Annotated in this window: 23 protein-coding genes and 6 tRNA genes; 16 read left to right on the forward strand and 13 right to left on the reverse strand. The window is 61.7% G+C overall.

What is annotated here, in order from left to right; translation table 11 throughout:
• Positions 1-30: 30 nt before the first annotated feature.
• On the reverse strand, positions 31-1,587 hold the full coding sequence (locus KYT97_RS02030; protein WP_219111658.1) for an alpha/beta fold hydrolase: 1,557 nt from the start codon (positions 1,585-1,587) through the stop codon (positions 31-33).
• A gap of 19 nt (positions 1,588-1,606) precedes the next feature.
• Positions 1,607-2,365 carry a pyrimidine reductase family protein gene (locus tag KYT97_RS02035; protein WP_219112775.1) on the reverse strand — a complete coding sequence of 253 codons (759 nt, stop codon included), beginning with the start codon at positions 2,363-2,365 and terminating at the stop codon, positions 1,607-1,609.
• 34 nt (positions 2,366-2,399) lie between these two features.
• On the opposite strand from KYT97_RS02035, the gene zapE reads away from it, so the two are divergent.
• Positions 2,400-3,416, forward strand: coding sequence for a cell division protein ZapE (gene zapE / locus KYT97_RS02040; RefSeq protein ID WP_033234718.1), 1,017 nt, complete (start codon positions 2,400-2,402; stop codon positions 3,414-3,416).
• On the opposite strand, the gene KYT97_RS02045 is transcribed toward zapE, so the two are convergent.
• Positions 3,413-3,946: a GNAT family N-acetyltransferase gene (locus KYT97_RS02045; RefSeq protein WP_219111659.1), complete on the reverse strand. Its 534-nt coding sequence runs from the start codon at positions 3,944-3,946 to the stop codon at positions 3,413-3,415. The genes zapE and KYT97_RS02045 overlap by 4 nt on opposite strands.
• Positions 3,947-4,012: 66 nt before the next feature.
• Positions 4,013-5,209, reverse strand: a complete 1,197-nt coding sequence (locus KYT97_RS02050; RefSeq protein ID WP_219111660.1) for an MFS transporter — start codon at positions 5,207-5,209, stop codon at positions 4,013-4,015.
• A gap of 118 nt (positions 5,210-5,327) precedes the next feature.
• Between KYT97_RS02050 and KYT97_RS02055 the strand changes: the two genes are divergently transcribed.
• Together KYT97_RS02055 and KYT97_RS02060 are read left to right on the forward strand one after the other, a co-directional pair.
• Positions 5,328-6,713 carry a GH1 family beta-glucosidase gene (locus tag KYT97_RS02055; RefSeq protein WP_219111661.1) on the forward strand — a complete coding sequence of 462 codons (1,386 nt, stop codon included), beginning with the start codon at positions 5,328-5,330 and terminating at the stop codon, positions 6,711-6,713.
• A 161-nt stretch (positions 6,714-6,874) separates the two neighbouring features.
• Positions 6,875-7,357 (forward strand): 2-isopropylmalate synthase, encoded by a 483-nt coding sequence (locus KYT97_RS02060; RefSeq protein ID WP_092808378.1) that lies wholly within the window; start codon positions 6,875-6,877, stop codon positions 7,355-7,357.
• A gap of 141 nt (positions 7,358-7,498) precedes the next feature.
• Here the strand turns inward: KYT97_RS02060 and KYT97_RS02065 are convergent.
• The 5 genes from KYT97_RS02065 to KYT97_RS02085 all read right to left on the reverse strand — a co-directional run bounded on the left by KYT97_RS02065 (position 7,499) and on the right by KYT97_RS02085 (position 8,003).
• A tRNA-Val gene (locus KYT97_RS02065) sits at positions 7,499-7,573 on the reverse strand.
• A 17-nt stretch (positions 7,574-7,590) separates the two neighbouring features.
• Positions 7,591-7,666, reverse strand: a tRNA-Gly gene (locus tag KYT97_RS02070).
• A 92-nt stretch (positions 7,667-7,758) separates the two neighbouring features.
• Positions 7,759-7,833, reverse strand: a tRNA-Val gene (locus tag KYT97_RS02075).
• Between the two features lies 1 nt (position 7,834).
• A tRNA-Cys gene (locus KYT97_RS02080) sits at positions 7,835-7,905 on the reverse strand.
• 25 nt (positions 7,906-7,930) lie between these two features.
• Positions 7,931-8,003, reverse strand: a tRNA-Gly gene (locus KYT97_RS02085).
• Between the two features lie 285 nt (positions 8,004-8,288).
• On the opposite strand from KYT97_RS02085, the gene KYT97_RS02090 reads away from it, so the two are divergent.
• From KYT97_RS02090 to KYT97_RS02140, 11 genes are all read left to right on the forward strand, one after another.
• Positions 8,289-8,360 (forward strand) — tRNA-Val (locus tag KYT97_RS02090).
• 214 nt (positions 8,361-8,574) lie between these two features.
• Positions 8,575-8,976, forward strand: coding sequence for a TIGR02611 family protein (locus tag KYT97_RS02095; RefSeq protein ID WP_165826376.1), 402 nt, complete (start codon positions 8,575-8,577; stop codon positions 8,974-8,976).
• 131 nt (positions 8,977-9,107) lie between these two features.
• Entirely contained in the window at positions 9,108-11,165 is a 2,058-nt protein-coding gene (gene thrS, locus KYT97_RS02100; RefSeq protein WP_033234712.1) for a threonine--tRNA ligase, read from the forward strand.
• A complete protein-coding gene (locus KYT97_RS02105) occupies positions 11,162-11,716 on the forward strand; it encodes an ATP adenylyltransferase (protein WP_080711748.1) in 555 nt (184 codons plus the stop codon). The genes thrS and KYT97_RS02105 overlap by 4 nt, the downstream gene beginning before the upstream one ends.
• A 60-nt stretch (positions 11,717-11,776) precedes the next feature.
• Positions 11,777-12,436, forward strand: coding sequence for a phosphatidylinositol phosphate synthase (pgsA, locus tag KYT97_RS02110; RefSeq protein ID WP_033234710.1), 660 nt, complete (start codon positions 11,777-11,779; stop codon positions 12,434-12,436).
• Entirely contained in the window at positions 12,433-13,335 is a 903-nt protein-coding gene (locus tag KYT97_RS02115; protein ID WP_033234709.1) for a phosphatidylinositol mannoside acyltransferase, read from the forward strand. The genes pgsA and KYT97_RS02115 overlap by 4 nt, the downstream gene beginning before the upstream one ends.
• The gene (locus KYT97_RS02120) at positions 13,332-14,459 is read left to right on the forward strand and encodes a glycosyltransferase family 4 protein (protein WP_033234708.1); all 1,128 of its coding nucleotides are present in this window, start codon (positions 13,332-13,334) and stop codon (positions 14,457-14,459) included. Before KYT97_RS02115 ends, KYT97_RS02120 begins: the two co-directional genes overlap by 4 nt.
• A complete protein-coding gene (locus KYT97_RS02125; RefSeq protein ID WP_033234707.1) occupies positions 14,456-15,478 on the forward strand; it encodes an NUDIX hydrolase in 1,023 nt (340 codons plus the stop codon). Before KYT97_RS02120 ends, KYT97_RS02125 begins: the two co-directional genes overlap by 4 nt.
• 103 nt (positions 15,479-15,581) lie before the next feature.
• Positions 15,582-16,490 carry a pyridoxal 5'-phosphate synthase lyase subunit PdxS gene (gene pdxS / locus KYT97_RS02130; RefSeq protein WP_033234706.1) on the forward strand — a complete coding sequence of 303 codons (909 nt, stop codon included), beginning with the start codon at positions 15,582-15,584 and terminating at the stop codon, positions 16,488-16,490.
• Between the two features lie 27 nt (positions 16,491-16,517).
• Complete coding sequence (locus KYT97_RS02135) at positions 16,518-17,180, forward strand: AzlC family ABC transporter permease (protein ID WP_239654719.1); 663 nt, start codon at positions 16,518-16,520, stop codon at positions 17,178-17,180.
• The gene (locus tag KYT97_RS02140) at positions 17,177-17,485 is read left to right on the forward strand and encodes an AzlD domain-containing protein (protein ID WP_045067480.1); all 309 of its coding nucleotides are present in this window, start codon (positions 17,177-17,179) and stop codon (positions 17,483-17,485) included. Before KYT97_RS02135 ends, KYT97_RS02140 begins: the two co-directional genes overlap by 4 nt.
• Before the next feature lie 36 nt (positions 17,486-17,521).
• On the opposite strand, the gene KYT97_RS02145 is transcribed toward KYT97_RS02140, so the two are convergent.
• The 3 genes from KYT97_RS02145 to KYT97_RS02155 form a co-directional block, all read right to left on the reverse strand.
• On the reverse strand, positions 17,522-17,710 hold the full coding sequence (locus KYT97_RS02145) for a hypothetical protein (RefSeq protein ID WP_045067969.1): 189 nt from the start codon (positions 17,708-17,710) through the stop codon (positions 17,522-17,524).
• Between the two features lie 124 nt (positions 17,711-17,834).
• On the reverse strand, positions 17,835-17,975 hold the full coding sequence (locus tag KYT97_RS02150) for a hypothetical protein (RefSeq protein ID WP_162487743.1): 141 nt from the start codon (positions 17,973-17,975) through the stop codon (positions 17,835-17,837).
• A 60-nt stretch (positions 17,976-18,035) separates the two neighbouring features.
• Positions 18,036-18,305, reverse strand: coding sequence for a DUF7218 family protein (locus tag KYT97_RS02155; RefSeq protein ID WP_045067483.1), 270 nt, complete (start codon positions 18,303-18,305; stop codon positions 18,036-18,038).
• A gap of 308 nt (positions 18,306-18,613) precedes the next feature.
• Between KYT97_RS02155 and KYT97_RS30815 the strand changes: the two genes are divergently transcribed.
• Positions 18,614-18,916: a uracil-DNA glycosylase family protein gene (locus tag KYT97_RS30815; RefSeq protein ID WP_239654749.1), complete on the forward strand. Its 303-nt coding sequence runs from the start codon at positions 18,614-18,616 to the stop codon at positions 18,914-18,916.
• Positions 18,917-18,924: 8 nt separating this feature from the next.
• Here KYT97_RS30815 and KYT97_RS02165 read toward each other — a convergent pair whose 3' ends face one another.
• Entirely contained in the window at positions 18,925-19,863 is a 939-nt protein-coding gene (locus KYT97_RS02165; RefSeq protein ID WP_219111662.1) for a LysR family transcriptional regulator, read from the reverse strand.
• A gap of 119 nt (positions 19,864-19,982) precedes the next feature.
• On the opposite strand from KYT97_RS02165, the gene KYT97_RS02170 reads away from it, so the two are divergent.
• Positions 19,983-21,230 carry an MFS transporter gene (locus tag KYT97_RS02170; RefSeq protein WP_219111663.1) on the forward strand — a complete coding sequence of 416 codons (1,248 nt, stop codon included), beginning with the start codon at positions 19,983-19,985 and terminating at the stop codon, positions 21,228-21,230.
• Positions 21,231-21,461 lie beyond the last annotated feature (231 nt).

Consider the following 21,461-nt stretch of genomic DNA (forward strand, 5'->3'; position numbering starts at 1 on the left):
GCAATGGTGGGTGACGGCCGTCATATTCGACTAGGCCGGGCACACATTGCCGTTGGCCGGCAGGCTCTGATTGTCCAGGTAGGACACCGCGGCCTGTTGCACGCAGGCAGATTGCATCGCGGGGTGTCCGGAGCCTTGCCAATCGAGGCTGGCGAACCGGGCGCCGGCGTTGGTGACAACTCCGGTGACGGTGGCCAGCCCGGTGTTGCCGACGGCGGGGTCGGCTTGACCGCTGAGGACCAGAACAGTCGGTTTCAACGCGGTGGGTAAGGGCGTCGGAGCGGTTGTCGGCCAACTTGCGCAGGCCGACAATCCGAGTGCGGCTTCGTTCCCGAACACGGGGTAGGACTTACCCCACGTTTGTTGCAGTTCGCGGATGCGCCCCACCCCCGGCCACTGAACGCCGTCGGTGCAGCGTCCGACAAACTGACCGTCACTGGCAAGTGCTTTCTCCGCGGCTGCGGCACGTTCGCGCATGGGTACGGGGTTTCCCGTTCCGAGTGCGCTGAGAGCATCGGCCAGAGACGTTGTGTCCAGCTGGCGATTCTGGCTCGCGATGGCAAGACTTGCCGAGATTGCGCGGGTGATCGACGCCGCGGACAAGGGCCGGAACTCACCAGTTCGCGCGCGTTCCATCAAGGCAACGACGGCCGCGCGGGGGTCGGGTCCGAGTGAGCAGGACAGCGCCGCGCAGCGAGTGGCAAACGCCGTCAACGCTGCTTCCTGGCCTTGGACTCGGCTTTCCTCCTCGGTGGTGGCATCGGTGGCGATCGGTGCGGGCGAGTCGAGGATCAATCGTGCAATGTTGTCGGGATATGTTGCGGCGTAACTCAATGCGATGTCCGAACCGGAGCCTGCAGCCCACAGTGCGATGGTGTCGACGCCCCATCGCGTGCGCAGTGCGTTGATGTCGTCGGCCGCGGCGTCGGCTCCGAATTCGAGTTCCTGTGGATCGAGATAGTCGGTGCAGGAGATTGTGGCGTCGTGCCCGAGGGTGGCGACGGCGTCGGCTGCGTCTCCGCTGAAACTCGGCTCGAATTGGCCGAGATCGGCGAGTCCGCGCCGAGTATCGGGTTCCATGCATTCGATGGGCGTTGAGCGGTCGATACCGCGGCGATCGAGAGCCACAACCGGGTGGGCTGCGAGGACGGCCGTCAGTCCGGTGGCAGAGAGCATGGCCAAGGTGCTTCCCGAAGACCGATCGGTCCCGGAGGTGAAGACAATCGGGTAGGCGTCAGCAGGAGTAGCCGAGGTTCGGGCCCGGGTCGCCGCAGCCGTGAATGTTCCGTCGATGCGGCCGCTGGTGTCGATGGGAGCGCTGAATTCGGCGCATTCGACGATGACGCCCGTGCTGGCGGCAGCCAACGAGGCGTCGGCAAGAGATGTTCCGCTGCAGTCGCGCCACGGGAGATCGCTGGTCGGGACGGCCGGAGCGGGAACCGGGGGAGGTGTCGCCTGTGACGTATCGGAACTCCCGGGGGTGCCACCGGTGTGACCTTCGACGGCGACGTCCGGGCGAATGGAGGGCCCTGCGCCACAGGCACAACAGGTCGCCACGACAACTGCAATCAAAGCCGCTCTGCGCATGCCGACCAGAGTGCCAGGTTCAGTGCCGAGGACGTTGACGAACCCACCGCGACAGCACCGTGCCGTCGGAGTCCGTGAGGATATGTGCAGGCATCATCGGGGTGGGAAGGGACTGCGCGGAGAGGGAAATCCGCCCCGCGTTGCCGCCGACCAGTTGCGGAGACGTCGTCACGCATAGTTCGTCGACGGCGTTGTCCGTGATCAGTTGGCCGAACAGGGACGGTCCGCCTTCGCACAGAATTCGCGGCAAATTCAGAGTGGATGCTGTGTTCTCGACGTCGACACTGCGCACCGCCGCGCCGACACTTCGGTGAACGTCGGCACCGGCATCGCTCAACCTCGATACGGCAGCGGCGTCTGCGTCGGAGCCGACCAGCAGAATCGGTGGGACCTCGGCGTCGCAGAACAGCCGGCTTTCGGGGTCGATCGACGCGCGTGACGAGACAACCAAGATCGGGGGCACAGGGGCGAGCCCCGACGCGACCCGGCGTGCCCGAGCGTCGTCGTTCATCACGGCGCCGCCGTAGTTCTCCGCGCGCGCGGTTCCGGCTCCGACGACAACCACGTCGCAGAGTTCGCGCAGCGTGTCGAACACCGTCTTGTCCGCCGGGGTGCCCAGACCGCCGCTGAGCCCACTGACGGAGACGGCACCGTCGATGCTGGACACGAAGTTCACCCGTACCCACGGACGCTGCAGGTTTTCCGGATATGAATAGAGCTCTCGGAGCCGCTGCGGCTGATCGGGTGTGAAGTAGGTCGCAAAATCCAGATGGTGCATATGAGAGATCACACCACGTAGATACCCTTGATGGATGCCTCAACGTCTTGTCGATCGCAGTCCGGTGGTACCCGCCGATCAATTGGTCGCTCAAATGGTTCCACCCGCAATGTTCGACGACGTGAGCTTCGCGTCCTACATCCCGGATCCCAACGAGCCGAGTCAGGCAGCTGCCGTTGCGAAGACCGAGGAATTCTCCAAGCGCGTAGCCAAGATTCGGGCCGGCGGTCGTCGCGGATTGTTCGGCAAGAAGACTCAGGCCACGGGCGCCGGTCTGTACCTCGACGGCGGCTTCGGTGTCGGTAAGACGCACCTTCTCGCGTCGATCTTCCACAGCGTTCCGTCGCCCAAGGCTTTCGGCACGTTCGTCGAACTGACGCACGTGGTCGGCGCACTCGGCTTCAACAAGGCCGTCGAGGCATTTTCCGAGCACAGCGTTCTGTGCATCGACGAATTCGAGCTCGATGATCCGGGCGACACAATGCTGGTCTCTCGCCTGCTGTCCGAGCTGTCGACGCGCGGTGTGTCCATCGTCGCGACGTCCAACACGCTCCCGGGTCAGCTCGGTGAGGGCCGCTTTGCTGCGCAGGACTTCATGCGCGAGATCAAGAAGCTCGGCTCGATCTTCGAGACCATTCGCGTCGACGGTCCCGACTACCGTCACCGCGATCTGCCACCCGCTCCGGAGCCGATTTCCTCCGAAGAGTTGGTCGCTCGCGCAGAGTCCGTCGACGGCGCAACGCTCGACAACTTCGACGAGCTGTGCAAGCACCTCAGCACGCTGCACCCGTCGCGATACAACAAGTTGGTCGAGGGTGTTCGTGCTGTCTACATCGACGGCGTCCACCCCGCGACAGACCAGTCGGTTGCGCTTCGGTTCGTGGTTCTTGCCGACCGCCTGTACGACGCGAGCATTCCGGTGACAGTGTCCGGCGCTCGCCTGGACGAGATCTTCACCCCGGAGATGCTTGCCGGCGGTTACAAGAAGAAGTACCTGCGCGCCATGTCGCGTCTGCTCGCGTTGTCTCGTTTCGAGGTCGCCGCGACCTAGTTCACCGGTCGCTCCATCACAAAATCGTGATGGAGCTGGGTGCCCACGACAAAGGTCTTGGTCCCTACCCGTGTGAAGCCATGCTTTGCGTAGAACTTTTGCGCTCGCGCATTTTCCTGGTTCACTCCGAGCCAGATTCCCGCACTGCCACTTTCGTGGGCGTGAGCGACCACCGCGGCCATCAATGATGCTGCGGCGCCGCTTCCGTGATTTCCGGGAAGCACGTACAGCTTGCTCAATTCTGTTGTCGGGCGAAGCGTGAGTGCTGCCCGCACGTCGGGATCGGACGGTTCGGCGTCGATGAGCATCGCGTAGCCGACTATGGCGTCGCTCGAGATCACTTTGAGAACCGTCCGTGTCGGGTCGGTCAGGTATTCGGAGAACTTGTCGACCGAGAGCACGTTGTCGATGAAGGCATTGATGTCGTCGTCGGATGCATCGGGCGGGCAGGCGAGTGGAAACGTCACCGCGGCCACGTCGGCGATTGCTTCGGAATCCCAGATTCCGGCCCGGTTAACGGTGATGCTCACGTCACTTCGTCCTTCCCTGCACGCGCAATGGTCGCTCAAGTACACCACTTGCCGTGTCAGTGACGGCTATCCGGCTTTCTCAGCCGCCAGGCTCTCGGCGCGTTTCGGGGCAAACGCGGGTGCAAGCGCAATCAGAATCACGCAGAACGCCAGCGGTATGAGGAACCCGATCCGCAGGTCGCTGAATGCGGCGACAGCTCCGACGATTCCGCCGCCGACAACGGTGCCTACGTAGTTGAAGAGGTTGATGCGAGCGATGACGGTATCCACCTGATCGGGTGGCGCCATCCGACCGGCAGCGCTGAAGCAGATCGGGGCGATCACCGGAAGGCCAAGGCCGACGATCAGGAACCCGGCGATCGCAATCGCAGGAGATTGCGCCGTCACGACAATCGTCATGCCGATCACGCCGATCACTGATCCCATGCGGACGACGGCGGTTTCACCGAACTTGCCCACCCAGTAGTCGCCGGTCAATCGCGCAATCAAAGCTGCGATTTGGTAGGCAGCCATCGACAGAGCGGCAGTGCTCGCGTCGGCCAGCAGGACGTCTTCGAGGTACAGGGTCGACCAGTTGCCGATGCTGAAATCGACTGCGTAGAACAGTGCCATCGCGATGCCGAGCAGGACAAACGCTCGCATCGGGACCGTGAGCGTGACGGAGCCACCGGTATTCGTATCCGCGATGGTTGTTGCGCTTCGATCGAGCAATGACGGTCCGAATACCAGAAGCAGCAGGGCCACAATCACTCCCGCGACCACCTGGGTAACCCGCACCGAGATGTCGAGTCCTGCGGTTGCCGAGATGTAGAGCGCGCCGGCGATGGCCCCGACGCTCCAGGCTGCGTGGAACGAGCTGAGAATGAAGCGTCCCTTGGCGTGTTGGATCGAGACGGCCTGCATGTTTGCTGCCGCATCAACGATGCCGAGGCCGATTCCGTAGACAGCGAGGCAGACAAAAAAGAGTGCAGAGTTGGGGGCCAGTCCGGTGGCGCCGCCGAAGACCGCGATGACGGCCAGTCCTGTGCGGAGCGTGGTCTTGCTCGATGTTCGAACTGCGAGTCGCTCGGCGAGAACGCTGCCGAGGCCGGCGATCACTGACACCGACACAACCGCAACGACCAGCAACGACTCGCTGAGCGCAAACAAGTCCCGGTACGCGGGCAGTTGCGTCAGAATCGACGCGAGAAGAAAACCCTGGAGTCCGAAAGCCACGGAGGTGGCGATCCGAGCCTTCGTCAGGCTGCGGGTGTGATCCGTCATCGAATGTGGCCTTGTCTGTGGTTGGGCACTGCCCGCCGAACGCTACTTGATACTTGGTACTGGTCGAGTGTCCAACAAAGTCGCGTGTCGCGCAGCATTCTTTGATTAACTGACGGCTATGAGTGCACATCCAACAGCAATGTTTCCCCCCGGATTTGTGTGGGGAACCGCGACGGCTGCGTATCAAATCGAAGGCGCAGTGACCGAAGACGGTCGGGGACCGTCGATTTGGGACGATTTCTGCACTCAACCCGGTGCTGTGGTGCGCGGCGAGACCGGCGTCGTTGCTGCTGATCACTACCACCGCTGGGAATCCGACGTCGCTCTCATGGCGCAGCTGGGACTTGACGCGTATCGCCTGTCGCTGTCGTGGTCGCGAATCCTCCCTACCGGATCAGGCGAGGTGAACCAGAGGGGGCTCGATTTTTACGACCGAGTGATCGACAGGCTCTGCGAGTCCGGAATTACGCCCGCCGTCACGCTCTTTCACTGGGATCTGCCGTCAGCTCTGCAAGAGCAAGGGGGCTGGATGAATCGCGACACGGCGTTTCGGTTGGGGGAGTACGCGCAGATTGTGGGCGAACGGTTTGCCGATCGTGTCGGGATGTGGATGCCACTCAACGAGCCTGTTGTCCACACTCTGTACGGCCACGCCCTAGGAGTTCATGCCCCGGGACTTGCCTTGGGATTCGCCGCCTTCCAGGCCGCACATCACCAGCTCCTCGGGCATGGTCTGGCAGTCGACGCGCTGCGGTCGGCGGGCTGCTCGGGGATTGGCATTGCGTCCAATCACGCTCCGGTGCGCGCCGCAACAGATTCGGCGGACGACGTGATGGCCGCAGACATCTACGACCACGTTGTCAACTGGATGTTCGCCGATCCGATACTGCTCGGAAAATATCCGGCCGACGAATTTGCGCAGATCCTCACCGGACCGGTCGACGAGGATCTGACGATCATCAGTGCGCCCCTCGACTGGTACGGCATCAACTATTACGAGCCGACGATGATTGCTGCCCCTGTCGAGGGGCAGGGCACCGACGGCGTTCTCGAGATCGATCTACCGCCGGGACTTCCCTTTGCTCCGGTGGCGATAACCGGTTACCCCACAACCGATTTCGGATGGCCGATCGTTCCCGAAGGACTTGGCGAGATCCTGCGAACATTCCAGTCGCGGTTCGGTGAGTCCCTGCCGCCGATCTACATCACCGAGAGCGGATGTTCGTTTCACGACACCTTGAACAGTTCGGGCGAGGTCAGTGACACTGCTCGAATCGAGTACCACGACGCACATCTACGGGCCCTGCGATCGGCCATGGACGACGGTGTCGACGTGCGCGGCTATTTTGTGTGGTCGCTGCTGGACAACTTCGAGTGGGCAGCCGGCTACCAGGAACGATTCGGCCTGGTCCACGTCGATTTCGACACCCAGAAACGCACCCCGAAGGCTTCGTTCGAGTGGTATCGCAGCTTGATTGCGGCTCAGAAGGCAGCGCGGGTTTAGCGTCCAGGTTTGCGTTCTGGCGCCTGGCCGCCTAGCCTCACTCACATGAAGCGCATTCTCGTAGTACACCGCCGTAGCGGGGTCTGAATCGGACCGACCCCCCGCTGCGGGTCGTCGTGCTACCAGTTGGTCCTCCACTTCATTCCAGGAAGACCACGACAATGACTTACAACTTCGCCTTCGCTTCTGATTCTTCTTATTCCTTTGCCGGCGATCCTTTTGCTGCGCGTCATGGAAAATCCCTGCCTGCCGGCCTGCGTGCCGAATGCGCTGAGATGTCGTGGAACGAATTCGAATCCACCTACGCGGCAATGAGTGGCCCGATCCGTCTCGGTGCATGGTCGAGCGAGAAGATCGCCCCCGGTCGTTGGACGTACGAAGCAACTCTCGGTCTGGGGGAGCGCATCGCGACGGCCTCCGCCACCGCAACCGGAGCAATTTCTGCAATGACGTCGATGCTGCACGACGCAGGAATCGCGCTGGAGATCCTGTCATTTCACCAGCACCAGATCGGCCACCGCACAGCCACCTTCATTTTCACGGAGTGCAATGGTCGTCGGAATTGGGCTATGGGCATCGGTGAGTCGGCAACAGAGTCATCACTTCGCGCGATGACGTCAGCAGCAAACCGTTTCTCGAACTGAAGCGTCGCCTTTACTGCTCGCTCACGCTGATACGGGAACCCTTGTCGGGATTCTGTATCAGCGCGAGTGGTGCAGCAAGTCTTAGTGCACAACGCAGAAAGCCGGAATCCCGTAAGGATTCCGGCTTTCTGCGTATTTCCGTGGTGCGCGATACTGGGATTGAACCAGTGACCTCTTCCGTGTCAGGGAAGCGCTCTCCCGCTGAGCTAATCGCGCGGGTCTGGAGATGAAAATGGAGCGGACGACGGGATTCGAACCCGCGACCCCAACCTTGGCAAGGTTGTGCGCTACCAGCTGCGCCACGTCCGCATGTGCATTGAACTCCGTTGCCGGCGCTCAGTGCGTGTCTAACCTACCAGACCCGCAAGCGGGTCTTGACCATCAGGCCCGAGGGCCTGACGTGGTGCGCGATACTGGGATTGAACCAGTGACCTCTTCCGTGTCAGGGAAGCGCTCTCCCGCTGAGCTAATCGCGCGAGGTGGAGACGGGAATCGAACCCGTGTGCACGGCTTTGCAGGCCGTTGCCTCACCACTCGGCCACTCCACCGTAAAAGGTTGAGTTACACCTCTCGAGCGGACGACGGGATTCGAACCCGCGACCCCAACCTTGGCAAGGTTGTGCGCTACCAGCTGCGCCACGTCCGCATCGCACCGTGTTGCTTGGGGAGTTGGTTGCTCTCCTCGGTGCGTTGAAAACATTAGCCGACGGTGTCGGATTCATACAAATCACCAGCTCAGTAGGCGTTTCGGTAGTGGAATCGCTCAAAATTGCGATGTTATGGGCCGGTCGAGTGCGTTCGTGAAGTTCTTAAATGGGTGAAATTGGGCGTTCGGGGAGGAGAATGAATGCCAACCTGGTGATTCGTGTTCGGCGGGCGAGCGTGTTAATGTTCCAACTCGTTCGAGCGCATGCGTTCGAATAGTTCGTAAGGTCCCGTGGCTCAGTGGGAGAGCGTCCGCTTCACACGCGGAAGGTCGCTGGTTCGATCCCAGCCGGGACCACAGGTACAGACTGAAGGCGTTCCCGAGAGATCGGGGACGCCTTCAGTCGTTTCTGCGCCCGACGTGCCAATCCGGGCGCACTCGAGATTTCGGTAACCTGGGTCGCAAAGACGTGCTCTTCTATGGAAACAGGTGAGGGAAGTTGACTACCAAAAAGGTCGACCCTCCCGTCGACGACTCCGACCTGACGCTCTTTCGCGAAGCCGAGTCTCGTATCCACGAAGCTGAGTCCCGCTGGTCGAGGTGGCGCGCGCACATTGCCGCCCGCCCGAGCTTGAATCTCGCGTATCGAATCGCGGTTGGTTTTGTCGGTCTCGTCGTATTGGCGGCCGGTGTACTGGCCATCCCTTATCCCGGACCTGGCTGGCTTATCGTCTTTGCCGGCCTCGGAATCCTGGCGTCGGAGTTTGCCTGGGCGCATCGACTGCTGCATTTTGCCAAGGCACGGTACGACCGTTTCATGACGTGGTTCGGCAAGCAGTCCCTGTTCGTCAAGGGAATCGGCGTTCTGTTCACCACAGTGGTCGTCGTTGCAACATTGTGGCTTCTGGGCACCTTCGGCCTGATCGGGACTTGGGTTGGCCTCGACTACTCCTGGCTCGAGTCGCCACTCTGAGGTGAAAGTGGCTTGTTAACTTCAGTCGGTTGACTCGTCGGGTCGGCAGGGTAGATAACATGATCGTGCACGTGCTCGCTGTGGGTGCGATGCACGTCTTACTTGCCGCAATACATTAGGAGCACATCGCCGTGACCAGTCCCGCGCCAGAGCACTCAGCCGCCCCACTTCGGGTGCCCGCGGGGACGACCGCCGGGACTGCAGTGCGTGAGGCCGGATATCCCTCGAAGGGACCGGACGTCATTGTCGTCGTTCGTGACAGCGAGGGAACGCTCAAGGATCTGTCGTGGACCCCGGAGGTCGACGTCGAGGTTGAGCCTGTAGCCGCGTCCACCGAGGACGGCCGCAGCGTGATCCGCCACTCGGCCGCGCACGTCTTGGCGCAGGCAGTGCAGAAGGAATTCCCCGACGCGAAGCTGGGTATCGGTCCGCCGATCACCGACGGTTTCTACTACGACTTTGCTGTCGATCGTCCCTTCACCCCGGAGGATCTGGCCAAGCTCGAAAAGCGGATGAAGCAGATCATCAAGGGATCGCAGCGATTCTCCCGCCGCGTGGTCGATTCCATCGAAGACGCTCGCGTCGAATTGGCAGACGAGCCGTTCAAGCTCGAGCTCATCAACGACAAGTCGGGCATCGACGATCCGGAGATCATGGAGGTCGGTGGCAACGAACTGACCATCTACGACAACCTTGATCCGCGGACCGGCGACACCATCTGGTCCGACCTGTGCCGTGGTCCCCACATCCCGACCACCAAGCACATCCCGGCCTTCAAGTTGACTCGAAGCTCCGCTGCCTACTGGCGCGGCAACCAGGACAATGCCGACCTGCAGCGCGTCTACGGCACCGCATGGGAATCCACCGAGGCTCAGGATGAGTACTTGGAGCTCTTGGCCGAGGCCGAGCGCCGCGATCACCGCAAACTCGGTAGTGAACTCGATCTCTTCAGCTTCCCGGACGAGTTGGGCTCCGGTCTGCCGGTCTTCCATCCCAAGGGCGGAATCATCCGCACCGAGATGGAGAACTACTCGCGCAGCCGCCATATCGAGGCCGGCTACGAGTTCGTCAACACCCCGCACATCACCAAGGGGCATCTGTACGAGGTTTCGGGTCACCTCGACTGGTACCGCGACGGCATGTTCCCCGCGATGCACATCGACGCGGAACTGAACGAGGACGGCACCGTGCGCAAGCCGGGCCAGGATTACTACCTCAAGCCGATGAACTGCCCGATGCACAACCTGATCTTCCGTGCACGTGGTCGCTCGTACCGCGAATTGCCGTTGCGGCTCTTCGAATTCGGCTCCGTGTACCGCTATGAGAAGTCCGGCGTCGTCCACGGTCTGACACGCGTGCGCGGCATGACTCAGGATGATGCGCATATCTACTGCACCCGCGAGCAGATGCGCGACGAGCTCACCACCACGCTGCAGTTCGTGCTGAATTTGCTCAAGGATTACGGTCTCGACGATTTCTATCTGGAGCTCTCCACCAAGAACCCGGACAAGTTCGTCGGTAACGACGACGTCTGGGAAGAGGCGACCGCAACACTCGCCGAGGTCGGCGAAGCATCCGGTCTGACTTTGGTGCCGGACCCGGGTGGAGCCGCGTTCTACGGCCCCAAGATTTCCGTTCAGGTCAAGGACGCGCTGGGCCGCACGTGGCAGATGTCGACCATTCAGCTCGACTTCAACCTGCCTGAGCGCTTCGACCTCGAATACACCGGCAGTGACGGCGTCAAGACCCGGCCGGTCATGATCCACCGTGCGCTCTTCGGTTCGATCGAACGATTCTTCGGTGTACTGACCGAGCATTACGCGGGCGCGTTCCCGGCGTGGCTCGCGCCGGTGCAGGTTGTCGGCATCCCGGTCGCCGAGGCGTTTGTCGATCATCTCTTCGACGTCACCAAGAAGCTCAAGGCGGCCGGCGTTCGAGCCGAGGTCGATTTCAGCGACGACCGGATGCAGAAGAAGATCCGCAACCACACCACGCAGAAGGTTCCGTTCATGTTGCTCGCCGGTGAGCGCGACGTCGAGGCAGGCGCCGTCAGCTTCCGCTTCCGTGATGGAACTCAGATCAACGGCATTCCCACCGACGACGCGGTTCGGATCATCACGGAGTGGATCGCTCGACGCGAAAATGCTTCTCCGACTGCGGAACTGGTTCAGCCAAGCGTGGCGCCATGAGTATGCCCGGTAGCGACGGTCCAGGTTCGTTGATCGATCAGGGTGTCGGTGATCCAGACCATCTTCAGCGGATCTGGTCGCCCCACCGGATGTCGTACATCACGGAGGCGCCCAACACGCCCGGCACGACCGGTGAACCGTTCATCGACATTCCCAAGATGTCGGACGAAGAAGGGTTGATCGTCGCCCGCGGTGAGCATGTGTACGCGGTCCTGAACCTGTACCCGTACAACCCCGGCCATCTGATGGTGGTGCCGTACCGCAAGGTCGCGGCACTCGAGGACCTGACGCCTGAGGAAAGCGCCGAGTTGATGGCGTTCACGCAACGCGCGCTGCGGGTCATCAAGAGTGTGTCCAACCCGCACGGTTTCAACGTGGGTCTCAACCTCGGCGCTGCCGCGGGTGGATCGCTGTCCGAGCACCTTCACCAGCATGTGGTTCCGCGTTGGGGTGGCGACGCCAACTTCATCACTGTCTTGGGTGGTGTGAAGGTGATGCCGCAGTTGTTGCGCGAGACCAGGGGATTACTCGCTCGTGCTTGGCAAGAGTGAGCGAACCGAGTTGATTCGACGGGTCCCGCTTCGGGACTCACGAGGTGGAGGTTTCCAGAGGTGTTGAGCTTCTTCGGACGCGCATCGGTGTCCAAGGTGACGGCACCGATGGGCCAAGCTCTGATCAAGACCGGATTGACGCCCGATGCGGTCACGATCATCGGCACGGTCGCGAGCATCGCCGGCGCCGTGACACTGTTCCCGTCCGGTCATCTGTTCTGGGGAACCATCTTCATCTGGTTCTTTGTCATGTTCGACATGCTGGACGGTGCGATGGCTCGCGCCCGTGGCGGCGGAACCCGCTATGGCGCGGTTCTCGACGCCACGTGTGACCGTGTTGCCGACGGTGCGATCTTTGCGGGCCTGGCCTGGTGGGCCGTCTACCACGAGAACAACAAGTGGCTCCTGGTGGCAACACTGATCTGTTTGGTTACCAGCCAGGTCATTTCTTACGCGAAGGCCAGAGCCGAGGCGAGCGGTCTGACGGCTGATGGCGGTTGGATCGAGCGTCCGGATCGTCTGGTCATCGTCTTGGTCGGTTCCGGCCTCACCGGCCTCGGATTGCCGTGGGCGATCCACATCGCCATGTGGGTCCTTGCCGCGGGCAGTATCGTGACTGTTTTCCAGCGTGTGCTTGCGGTGCGGAATTCGCCTGGTGCACGGGAGCTTCTACCGATCGCACCGGCTGCATCCGACACCGAAGGTGAGTCCGACAAGTGAGTGTTGCCGAGCGCGCTACCGATTTGGGTTACGCCGCCGGGTGGAGACTGGTTCGCAGTCTGCCGGAGTCCGTCGCGGTCAAGCTTTTTGACGCCGGCGCGGATTTTGCAGTGCGCAAAGGTGGTCCAGAACAACTGCGCAAGAACCTTGCCAGAGTTCTCGGAACGACGCCGGCTGAGGTTCCGGATCAGCTGATCAAGGAGTCGATGCGCTCGTACGCGAGGTATTGGCGTGAGGCGTTCCGATTGCCGTCGATGGATTTGGCGGTGACGGGCAAGGCACTGAGCGATCTGGTCGAGGGTCAGGAGTACCTCGAGAAGGCAATGGCAGACGGCAAGGGCGCTGTGTTGGCCTTGCCGCACAGCGGCAACTGGGACATGGCCGGCGTGTGGTGTGTTCAGCAGTGGGGTGGCTTGACCTCGGTTGCGGAGCGGCTGAAGCCGGAATCGCTGTACGAGCGTTTTGTGGAGTATCGCGAGAGCCTCGGCTTCGAGATCTTCCCGCTGAGCGGCGGGGAGCATCCACCGTTCGTCGAACTGTCGAAAGATCTGCACGAGAACAAAATTGTGTGCCTGCTAGGGGAGCGCGACCTAGCGAAAAAGGGCGTGCCGGTGACGTTCTTCGGCGAACCCACTCGCATGCCCGCCGGCCCGGCAAAGCTTGCCATCGACACCGGAGCGGCCTTGTTGCCGGTGCACTGCTGGTTCACCGACGACGGTTGGGGATTCAAGATCGATCCGCCGATCGACGTGTCCGAAGGCGTCGGCCCGGCCACTCAAGCGTTAGCCGACCAGTTTGCGATCAACATCGCAGCGCACCCGGCGGATTGGCACATGCTTCAACCACTCTGGCGTTCCGACCTTTCCGAATCGCGGCTCGCCCGCATGGAGGGTGAATGAAAATCGGCATGATCTGCCCGTATTCGTTCGACGTACCCGGTGGGGTGCAAGCGCACGTGGTGGATCTGGCCGAGGTGTTGATCGAGCGCGGGCACAAGGTCAGTGTGTTGGCGCCGTCGTCGGATGACGACGAACTGCCCGAGTTCGTCGTCTCGGCAGGCAAAGCCGTCGCGATTCCGTACAACGGTTCCGTCGCGCGGTTGTCCTTCGGGCCTACCGCGAATGCGCGTTTGCGTAAGTTCATCGCCGAAGGTGACTTCGACGTTCTGCACATTCACGAGCCGAACGCGCCCAGTCTGTCGATGCTTGCGTTGCGCATTGCGGAGGGGCCGATTGTCGCGACGTTCCATACGTCGACCACGAAGTCGTTGGTACTGAGCACTTTCCAAGGCGTATTAGCTCCCTACCTCGAAAAGATCAGTGGCCGCATCGCTGTCTCGGAGTTGGCCCGTCGGTGGCAGGTCGAGTCCCTGGGATCCGACGCCGTCGAGATCCCGAACGGCGTCGACGTTGCTGCGTTTGCGGGGGCGGAACTTCTACCCGGCTATCCGCGCGAAGGTGGAACCATTTTGTTCCTCGGTCGCTACGACGAACCGCGCAAGGGGATGGCGGTGCTGTTGGGTGCATTGCCCGCGCTGGTCGAGCGTCATCCGAACCTCGAGGTCATTGTCGTCGGGCGCGGCGACGAGGACAAGCTTCGTAAGGAAGCCGGTCGGTACTCCCGCCACTTGCGTCTGCTCGGTCAGGTCAGTGACGAGGAGAAAGCGTCGGCGTTGCGTAGTGCCGACGTGTACTGCGCACCCAACCTCGGTGGGGAGAGCTTCGGGATCGTGCTGGTGGAGGCGATGGCAGCGGGGACCGCAGTCGTGGCCAGTGAACTCGACGCCTTCCGCCGGGTGCTTCGCGACGGACAGGCCGGATTGTTGGTTCCGATCGGGGATTCCGACGCACTTGCCGTGGCTATCGATTCGGTTCTCGGTGATCCTGACCGTCGTAGAGCTTTGGTCAATACTGCGACCGCGGTGGTTGCCGAATACGACTGGCCTGTTGTGGCCGAACAAATCCTGCGGGTCTACGAGACCGTGACCGTGGGTGGCACCGGCGTGCATGTGGTGGGATCGTGACTTTTTCTGCACTGACAATTTTTGTCCTCGGGCTCATCGCTGCGGTTGTTCTGGTCATCGGGCTCTGGGCGTACGCAACGGCAAACCGGTTGGACCGCTTGCACGTCCGGTCGGATCAATCGTGGCTGGCGCTCGATGCGGCGTTGTCGCGCCGGGCTGCTGTGGTTCGAGCTGCGGCGGTCGACATGAGTGCCGAGGATGCTCGACGGTTCGTGAAGCTGGCGGATGCTGCCGAACGTGCCGATCGGCAGGACCGTGAGCTGGCGGAGAACCGACTCTCCAATGCGCTTGCCGCATATGGAACGACGTCGCTGCGGCCGCAGTTGGTTGCGGAGCTGGCTGACGCGGAGGCTCGGGTACTGATCGCTCGGCGGTTCCACAACGACGCTGTCCGTGACACCCTCGCGTTGCGAACCCGTAGGTTGGTCCGTTGGCTTCACCTTGGTGGAACCGCGCCGCTGCCACAGTATTTCGAGATCACCGAACGGACCACCGCGGCCGCAGTTCCCGAGGGCATTACCGTGGATACGGCTCGGACGTCCGCACGAGTGGTGCTGCTCGATCGACAAAACCGCGTGCTGCTTCTGCGCGGACATGATCCGAAGATCCCGGACCGGCAGTTCTGGTTCACCGTCGGCGGGGGAATCGAGCGTGGCGAACAAATTCGGGCCGCTGCAGTTCGTGAGGTGGCCGAGGAAACAGGGTTGACGATCGCGCCGGAAGACCTCCGTGGACCGCTGTGGCGCCGCGTCGCGATCTTCCCGTTCGACGGCGAATTGATCCGCTCGGAGGAATTGTTCTTCACCACTCGTACCTCTGGCTTCACTCCGGTGTTCAAGGGCCACACCGAATTGGAACAACGTGCGATTTCCGGCTACCGGTGGTGCAGCGCTGACGTCATTCGTGAACTGACAAAGGCTGGGGAGCCGGTGTATCCGCTCGATTTGGCAAACCTGCTGGCAGAAGCTGCGACCGTCGCTGATGGCACCGAAGATCCGGAAGTACGCTCGATCCGCTGATCGCATTTAAGGCCAGCAATGGCAAATTGGCTACGGAATCAAAGGCCGGTTCGTTCTACAGTTCTGGGGTTCGATCATCACGCCACTATTGCAGGAGTTTGCTGTGAGCACCCCCGATTCCGCCCCCACCACTGCCGTTGGCACCGCACGCGTCAAGCGCGGTATGGCCGAGATGCTCAAGGGTGGTGTGATCATGGACGTGGTCACCGCCGAGCAGGCCAAGATCGCCGAAGACGCCGGCGCTGTAGCTGTCATGGCACTCGAGCGCGTCCCCGCAGACATTCGCGCCCAGGGCGGCGTCTCGCGTATGAGCGATCCGGACATGATCGACAGCATCATCTCCACCGTCAGCATCCCCGTCATGGCGAAGGCGCGTATCGGCCACTTCGTCGAAGCGCAGATCCTGCAGAGCCTCGGCGTCGACTACATCGACGAGTCCGAAGTTCTCACCCCGGCCGACTACGCCAACCACATCGACAAGTGGAAGTTCACGGCTCCTTTCGTTTGTGGTGCTACCAACCTCGGTGAAGCACTGCGTCGTATCAACGAAGGTGCGGCCATGATCCGCTCCAAGGGTGAAGCCGGCACCGGAGACGTCTCCAACGCCACCACCCACATGCGCACCATCCGCGCGGAGATCCGTCGTCTCACCTCGCTCAGCGAGGACGAGTTGTACGTCGCGGCAAAGGAATTGCAGGCTCCGTACGAGCTCGTCGTCGAGGTTGCCAAGGCCGGCAAGCTTCCCGTCACCATGTTCACCGCCGGTGGCATCGCCACCCCGGCCGACGCCGCGATGATGATGCAGCTCGGCGCCGAGGGCGTGTTTGTCGGATCGGGCATCTTCAAGTCCGGTAACCCGCAGCAGCGTGCCGAGGCCATCGTCAAGGCCACGACGTTCTTCGACGACCCGGACGTGCTGGCCAAGGTTTCTCGCGGTCTGGGCGAAGCAATGGTCGGCATCAACGTCGACGACCTGCCCGTCGGACATCGTCTCGCCGAGCGCGGTTGGTGATTTTTTCCAGGGCGGTAATCTGACTTGGTGCCTGATCGTCAATCCCTTGCGGCTCTACTCCCGTTGGGATTGGCGATGGCGTTGGTCGGTGCCTCGTTCGGAGCGGTTGCGGTAGCGGCGGGGGTGTCGTTGCCGCAGGTTATTGCTCTGTCGGGCATCGTCTACGCGGGCGGAGCTCAGTTTCTCGTGGTGGCGGCGGTGGTTGCGGGTGCAGCCCCCGCCGCTGTCGTTTTTGGTGGGCTGCTTCTCAACGCGCGTCACCTGCCGTACGGATTGGTGCTTGCCGACGTTCTGCGGGGGAGTTGGCGCTCACGCATCTTCGGCGCGCACCTGATGACCGACGAAGCTACAGCTTTCACCACAGCGGAGCTTGCGTCGCACGGTGACGTGGCTCGTGCCCGCAAGACGTTCTTCGCTGCGGGAATCACGCTGTTTCTTGCGTGGAATATCGGTACCGCGATCGGCGCAGTCGGCGGCAATCTTCTGGGCGATCCCAACGCGCTCGGTATCGACGCGGCATTTCCGGCAGCACTGCTGGCGCTCACCGCCGGAGCGTGGCGAGACCGGCTCGACCGCCGGGTTGCGTTGCTGGGGGCGGCCATTGCGGTGGTTCTGACGCCTGTGTTGCCTGCCGGTCTCGGCGTCATCGCCGGCTTGCTCGGTTTGATCGCTGCGGGCCGTAACCGATGAGTTGGTGGATCATCGGCCTGATTGCCTTGGGAACCTTTGGCTTTCGTATTTCCGGCCCACTGTTGCGGGATCGAATTCATCTCAGTCCGGGGGCGGTACGCATGCTCGGGTTGGGCGCAACCGCACTGTTGGTATCGCTGGCCGCTACGCAGACCGTGTACTCCGGTGACGGTTTTGCCGGGTGGGCGCGAGTGCTCGGTGTTGCTGTCGCAGGCGTACTGATTTGGCGCCGTGCACCATTCGTGGTGATTGTGGTGGGCGCAGCTGCGACGACGGCGGTGCTGAGGGTAGTGGGGGTGGCCTGAATCAGAGGTCGGCTGTCGGGCTATTTTCAGGCCGGCTTACTCGGACGCTGAATCGGAGTCGTCGGTGTCCGAGGTAGAGATGGTCTCCTCGTGATCGAACGATCCTTCCGGCCGGTCTACGGGTCCGCCGCCAGGCTCGTTCGAACCGGTATCGCGAGAGCCAGGTTCGCCTCGCTCGGATTGAGGTTCCTCGGAGAGATGCTCACCGGGTGCATTATTTGTCATGACCGTCCTCTCGACTTCGTGATCGAACTCCGGAACGATCACATCGGAGTGCATATAAGGCGACAAGTCCTCGCTATCCAGTCAACGCGGGCACAATATCGAAGTCAACGCCTCCAAGTCTGGATCACTGCAGGACCTTCTCGCGAAGTTCATCGTCGAGAGATGCCCGGATCAACGCTGCTGCGAGGCGTGCGGTCTCGTTGCTGCCGACTAGAGAGGCAAGTTTGTCGGCGCCGACCGGTCCGATGCCACTGAATTTTTCCAACAGCGATTTGGGACTCCCGCGATGTCGTAGTTGCCATGGGATTGGGTACCGTTCGCACTGTCAGTGGTTGCGGAGCGAATCGATCAGTTCGCTCTTCTTCATCGAGGAGTAGCCGGACAGCCCGATTTCCTTGGCGCGCTTTTTCAGTTCCGTCACCGTGCGGTCCTCGTAGTTCTCTGCCTCACCGCCCTTTCTGCCGACGTTTCCACGCCCGCGACTGGCAGCGGCGTTCGATATTCGTGCGGCTTTCTCCTTGGATTCGCCCTTGTCGCGCAGGTCCTCGTACAGTTCCTGGTCTTTGAGATGGGGATCGGATCCCTTGCGAGGCATGGCGGTGCTCCTCCTACCGAGTTGGGATGTGTTCGCTTTCGGTGTACCCGTCGCCAGGTGTGAAAAACCACCGATTGGTGCCATTACGACACGCTTTCGGAGTGATGATTGTTGTTGCTGTTCAGGGGAATACGAAACCATGGTCGCCGACAATCGAGCACCGAGAGCAATCGGGGCACAGGAGTTTGTACCGGACAGTCGTAGTATTTTCTACGCTGAGAGCGGCGTCAGCCGACTGTCGTTGGTGTCGGTTTTTCCATGCGGCGCAGCAGACTGTCCTCGGACAAGGAAGGCGTTCTGCGACGGTCATGCTGGTCGGTGAACAGCCCGGGGGCCAGGAGGACCGTGCGGGCAAGCCCTTTGTCGGGGCGGCAGGCAAAATCTTGCACCAGGCGCTCGATTCCGCGCAGATCGAGATGGATACGGTCTACATCAGCAACGCCGCACATCGCCAGGAGGAACTGCATCTTGGTGATGACATTCCGGTTTCGCGCGACCCGGCCGTGTTTGCGACGATTCATCCCTCCGCGATACTTCGTGGACCGCCGGAGCAACGTCGCAGTGTTTTCGACGCCTTCGTGCGTGACTTCGAGGTAGCCGTGGCGCACTAGGATCGCAGTCATTGCGGCGCCGACGTTGCCCAGGACGGACGCCATACGGTTTCCGGGAGCGGTGTCAGGTTTCCGAAGTGCTTGATGATCGCCGCCAGTGAAGGGTGTGGATTCGCGGTGCGGAGAATGAGCGAAAGCGGATATGCGAGAGTTGGATTCACGATCGGTATGCGGCGCAGGTCGTAGTTAGTCGGCCAGATGTAGCGGTCGCGCGCACCGACGAGAGTGGCCACGTCCGCGGAGTCCGCGAGGGTCTCGAGAAGGACTTCGTCGCCGAAGTGCGGGCCGGTGGCGTCGATGCGTAAGTCGAATTCGGTGGCGAGCTGATCGTAGAACTCTCCCCATTCGGTGCGGGGCGCGATACCCGGTACCCAGATCCGATGCCGGCGCAGCTGAGGTGGCGTCAGTGTTCGCGAGGAGGCAAGTGGATGTCGTGGTCCGACAAGGAGTTCCAATGGGGAATCGAAAGCGTGAATCGTGCGCACGTCGCGCGGCAACATCGTCGGATCTGTCACGGTGCGAAACGTGGCGTCGATTTCGCCGGCCTCGACGGCGGCGACGGCTACGCGCGGGTCGTTGACTCTGAGAGTCACTACGTCGAGATTGATTTCGGGATGTGACCGCCAATAGTCGTGCAGAATAACGGCCTGCGCGCTACGCAGGCCGAGAACGTCGATTCGAAGTGCCCGCGAACCTGGTCGGACCGCAGTGATGGCACGCTCGACTCCCGTGACGATGTTCCGCGCATGCGGGAGAAATGCTTGTCCGTCGAGTGTCAGCTCGACTCCGCGGGCGGTACGGGTGAACAACCGAACTTCCAGCTCGCGCTCCAGGGCGGCGATACGCTTCGAGACGGCTTGTTGTGTCACACCCAGCTCGTTGGCTGCATGTTGCAGCTGTCCGAGCTCTGCTGCCCGTACGAATGATCGCACTGCTTCGGTATCCATTCACCCAGCCTATTCATGCACAACTGATCGTTGTGGCTCGCCGACTGTCGGTTGTTTGATCGTGCGTCGGTACAGCTGGTGTGATTCATGCCGACGTCGGCGTTGCAAAGGGGAGTTGTATGCGGGTGGACTTGGGGCGCAGTTTCGGCTGGCTGTGGACGGCCTACGCCATCAGCACCTACGGCACGTGGCTTGCCTTCGGAGCGTTCGCCCTCATTGCTGTGCAAGTGCTGCACTCATCGGCATTTGCAGTCGCGCTCCTGGGATCGGCGGGACTTGCCGTTGCCGCGATCGTTGCGTTCCCGCTCGGGCCGTGGGTCGAGCGCAGGGCAAAACGGCCGGTGATGATCGCGACGGACCTGGCCCGATTCTTCGCAATGGCGAGTATTCCGATCGCGTATTTCTTCGACATCCTGACCTATGGGCAACTGCTGGTTGTCTCGGTTGTCTCCGGAACCGCAGGTATCGTCTTCTCTGCCGCTTCCGGCGCATATCTGAAACATGTCGTCCGCAGCGATCACCTCCTTGTCGCAAACGGAAGATTTGAAAGCACGAGTTGGGTGGCAACCGCGGCGGGTCCGCCCCTTGGCGGCGCGCTCATCGGACTGCTCGGTCCAGTCGTCACAGTCGCGGCCGACGCCTTCAGCTTTCTGCTGTCCGCTCTCGGGGTTCTCCGCATTCGTGGCGACGACGTCGAGGCGCCTGGAGGCGCGCCCACCAGAGTGCGCGCCACTGACCTGTTGAACGGCTGGCGGCACATTCACGCCGACCGCGTCCTACAACGTCTGTTTCTCAATTCCGTGATAGTCAGTGGCCTGATCATGGCAACCAGCCCCCTCCTGGCCGTCCTCCTTCTCGGTCAATACCATTTCACCGCTTGGCAATACGGTCTTGCGTTCGGCATCCCAGCACTCGGGGGTTTCGCGGGTGCCCGCCTTTCCGCGCCACTCGTCGCTCGGTACGGGCGCTACCGCGTTATGATCGTCTCCGGTTGGCTGCGCTCGATCTTCCCGCTCGGCCTCGCGTTCACCCAACCCGGCGTCGCCGGACTTATCACGGTGATTATCGTTGAGGGCCTGTTGATCACGTGTATGGGCATCTTCAATCCCATTAATGCGACCGAACGCTTGCAGCGCACTTCTGCCGATCACGCCGCGCAGGTCCTCACCACATGGAGCGTCAGCAGCAAACTCGCCCAGGCGACGCTCATGTTGGTGTGGGGCGTGCTCGCGACACTCACCAGTCCGCTGGCCGGGATCACGACGGCAGGCCTTCTCCTACTTGCCACCCCGCTCCTGTTGCCTCAACGGGCGCATATGACCGCGCCCGAGGCTGGTGTGTCGGGTAAAGGCGTCCGGGCAGGATGACTCACTCAGACGTGGCGTCCATGATCTAGAACAATATTTCAGGTCTATGCAAATGCGCGATGCGCTGGTCGGTCAGAACATGATTTATCACGGGCATCCGAATCAGCATATTATCTGTATATTTCGTGATCCGGCGGCGATGGACATCTACGCGACCAAGCTCTACTCTGAGGCTTACCAATAAATAGAACACAGTTTCATTTCTGGAATTCGATTCGGTAGGTGAACCGA

Source organism: Rhodococcus globerulus, from assembly GCF_019334125.1.
GTDB lineage: Bacteria > Actinomycetota > Actinomycetes > Mycobacteriales > Mycobacteriaceae > Rhodococcus_F > Rhodococcus_F globerula.

Excerpts from the sequence above, each read along its gene's own strand:
- KYT97_RS02030 (WP_219111658.1), bottom strand. The coding sequence starts at position 1,587 with ATGCGCAGAGCGGCTTTGATTGCAGTTGTCGTGGCGACCTGTTGTGCC.
- KYT97_RS02035 (WP_219112775.1), bottom strand. The coding sequence starts at position 2,365 with ATGCACCATCTGGATTTTGCGACCTACTTCACACCCGATCAGCCGCAG.
- zapE (WP_033234718.1), top strand. The coding sequence starts at position 2,400 with ATGCCTCAACGTCTTGTCGATCGCAGTCCGGTGGTACCCGCCGATCAA.
- KYT97_RS02050 (WP_219111660.1), bottom strand. The coding sequence starts at position 5,209 with ATGACGGATCACACCCGCAGCCTGACGAAGGCTCGGATCGCCACCTCC.
- KYT97_RS02055 (WP_219111661.1), top strand. The coding sequence starts at position 5,328 with ATGAGTGCACATCCAACAGCAATGTTTCCCCCCGGATTTGTGTGGGGA.
- KYT97_RS02060 (WP_092808378.1), top strand. The coding sequence starts at position 6,875 with ATGACTTACAACTTCGCCTTCGCTTCTGATTCTTCTTATTCCTTTGCC.
- KYT97_RS02105 (WP_080711748.1), top strand. The coding sequence starts at position 11,162 with ATGAGTATGCCCGGTAGCGACGGTCCAGGTTCGTTGATCGATCAGGGT.
- KYT97_RS02120 (WP_033234708.1), top strand. The coding sequence starts at position 13,332 with ATGAAAATCGGCATGATCTGCCCGTATTCGTTCGACGTACCCGGTGGG.
- KYT97_RS02140 (WP_045067480.1), top strand. The coding sequence starts at position 17,177 with ATGAGTTGGTGGATCATCGGCCTGATTGCCTTGGGAACCTTTGGCTTT.
- KYT97_RS02145 (WP_045067969.1), bottom strand. The coding sequence starts at position 17,710 with ATGACAAATAATGCACCCGGTGAGCATCTCTCCGAGGAACCTCAATCC.
- KYT97_RS02155 (WP_045067483.1), bottom strand. The coding sequence starts at position 18,305 with ATGCCTCGCAAGGGATCCGATCCCCATCTCAAAGACCAGGAACTGTAC.
- KYT97_RS30815 (WP_239654749.1), top strand. The coding sequence starts at position 18,614 with ATGCTGGTCGGTGAACAGCCCGGGGGCCAGGAGGACCGTGCGGGCAAG.
- KYT97_RS02165 (WP_219111662.1), bottom strand. The coding sequence starts at position 19,863 with ATGGATACCGAAGCAGTGCGATCATTCGTACGGGCAGCAGAGCTCGGA.
- KYT97_RS02170 (WP_219111663.1), top strand. The coding sequence starts at position 19,983 with ATGCGGGTGGACTTGGGGCGCAGTTTCGGCTGGCTGTGGACGGCCTAC.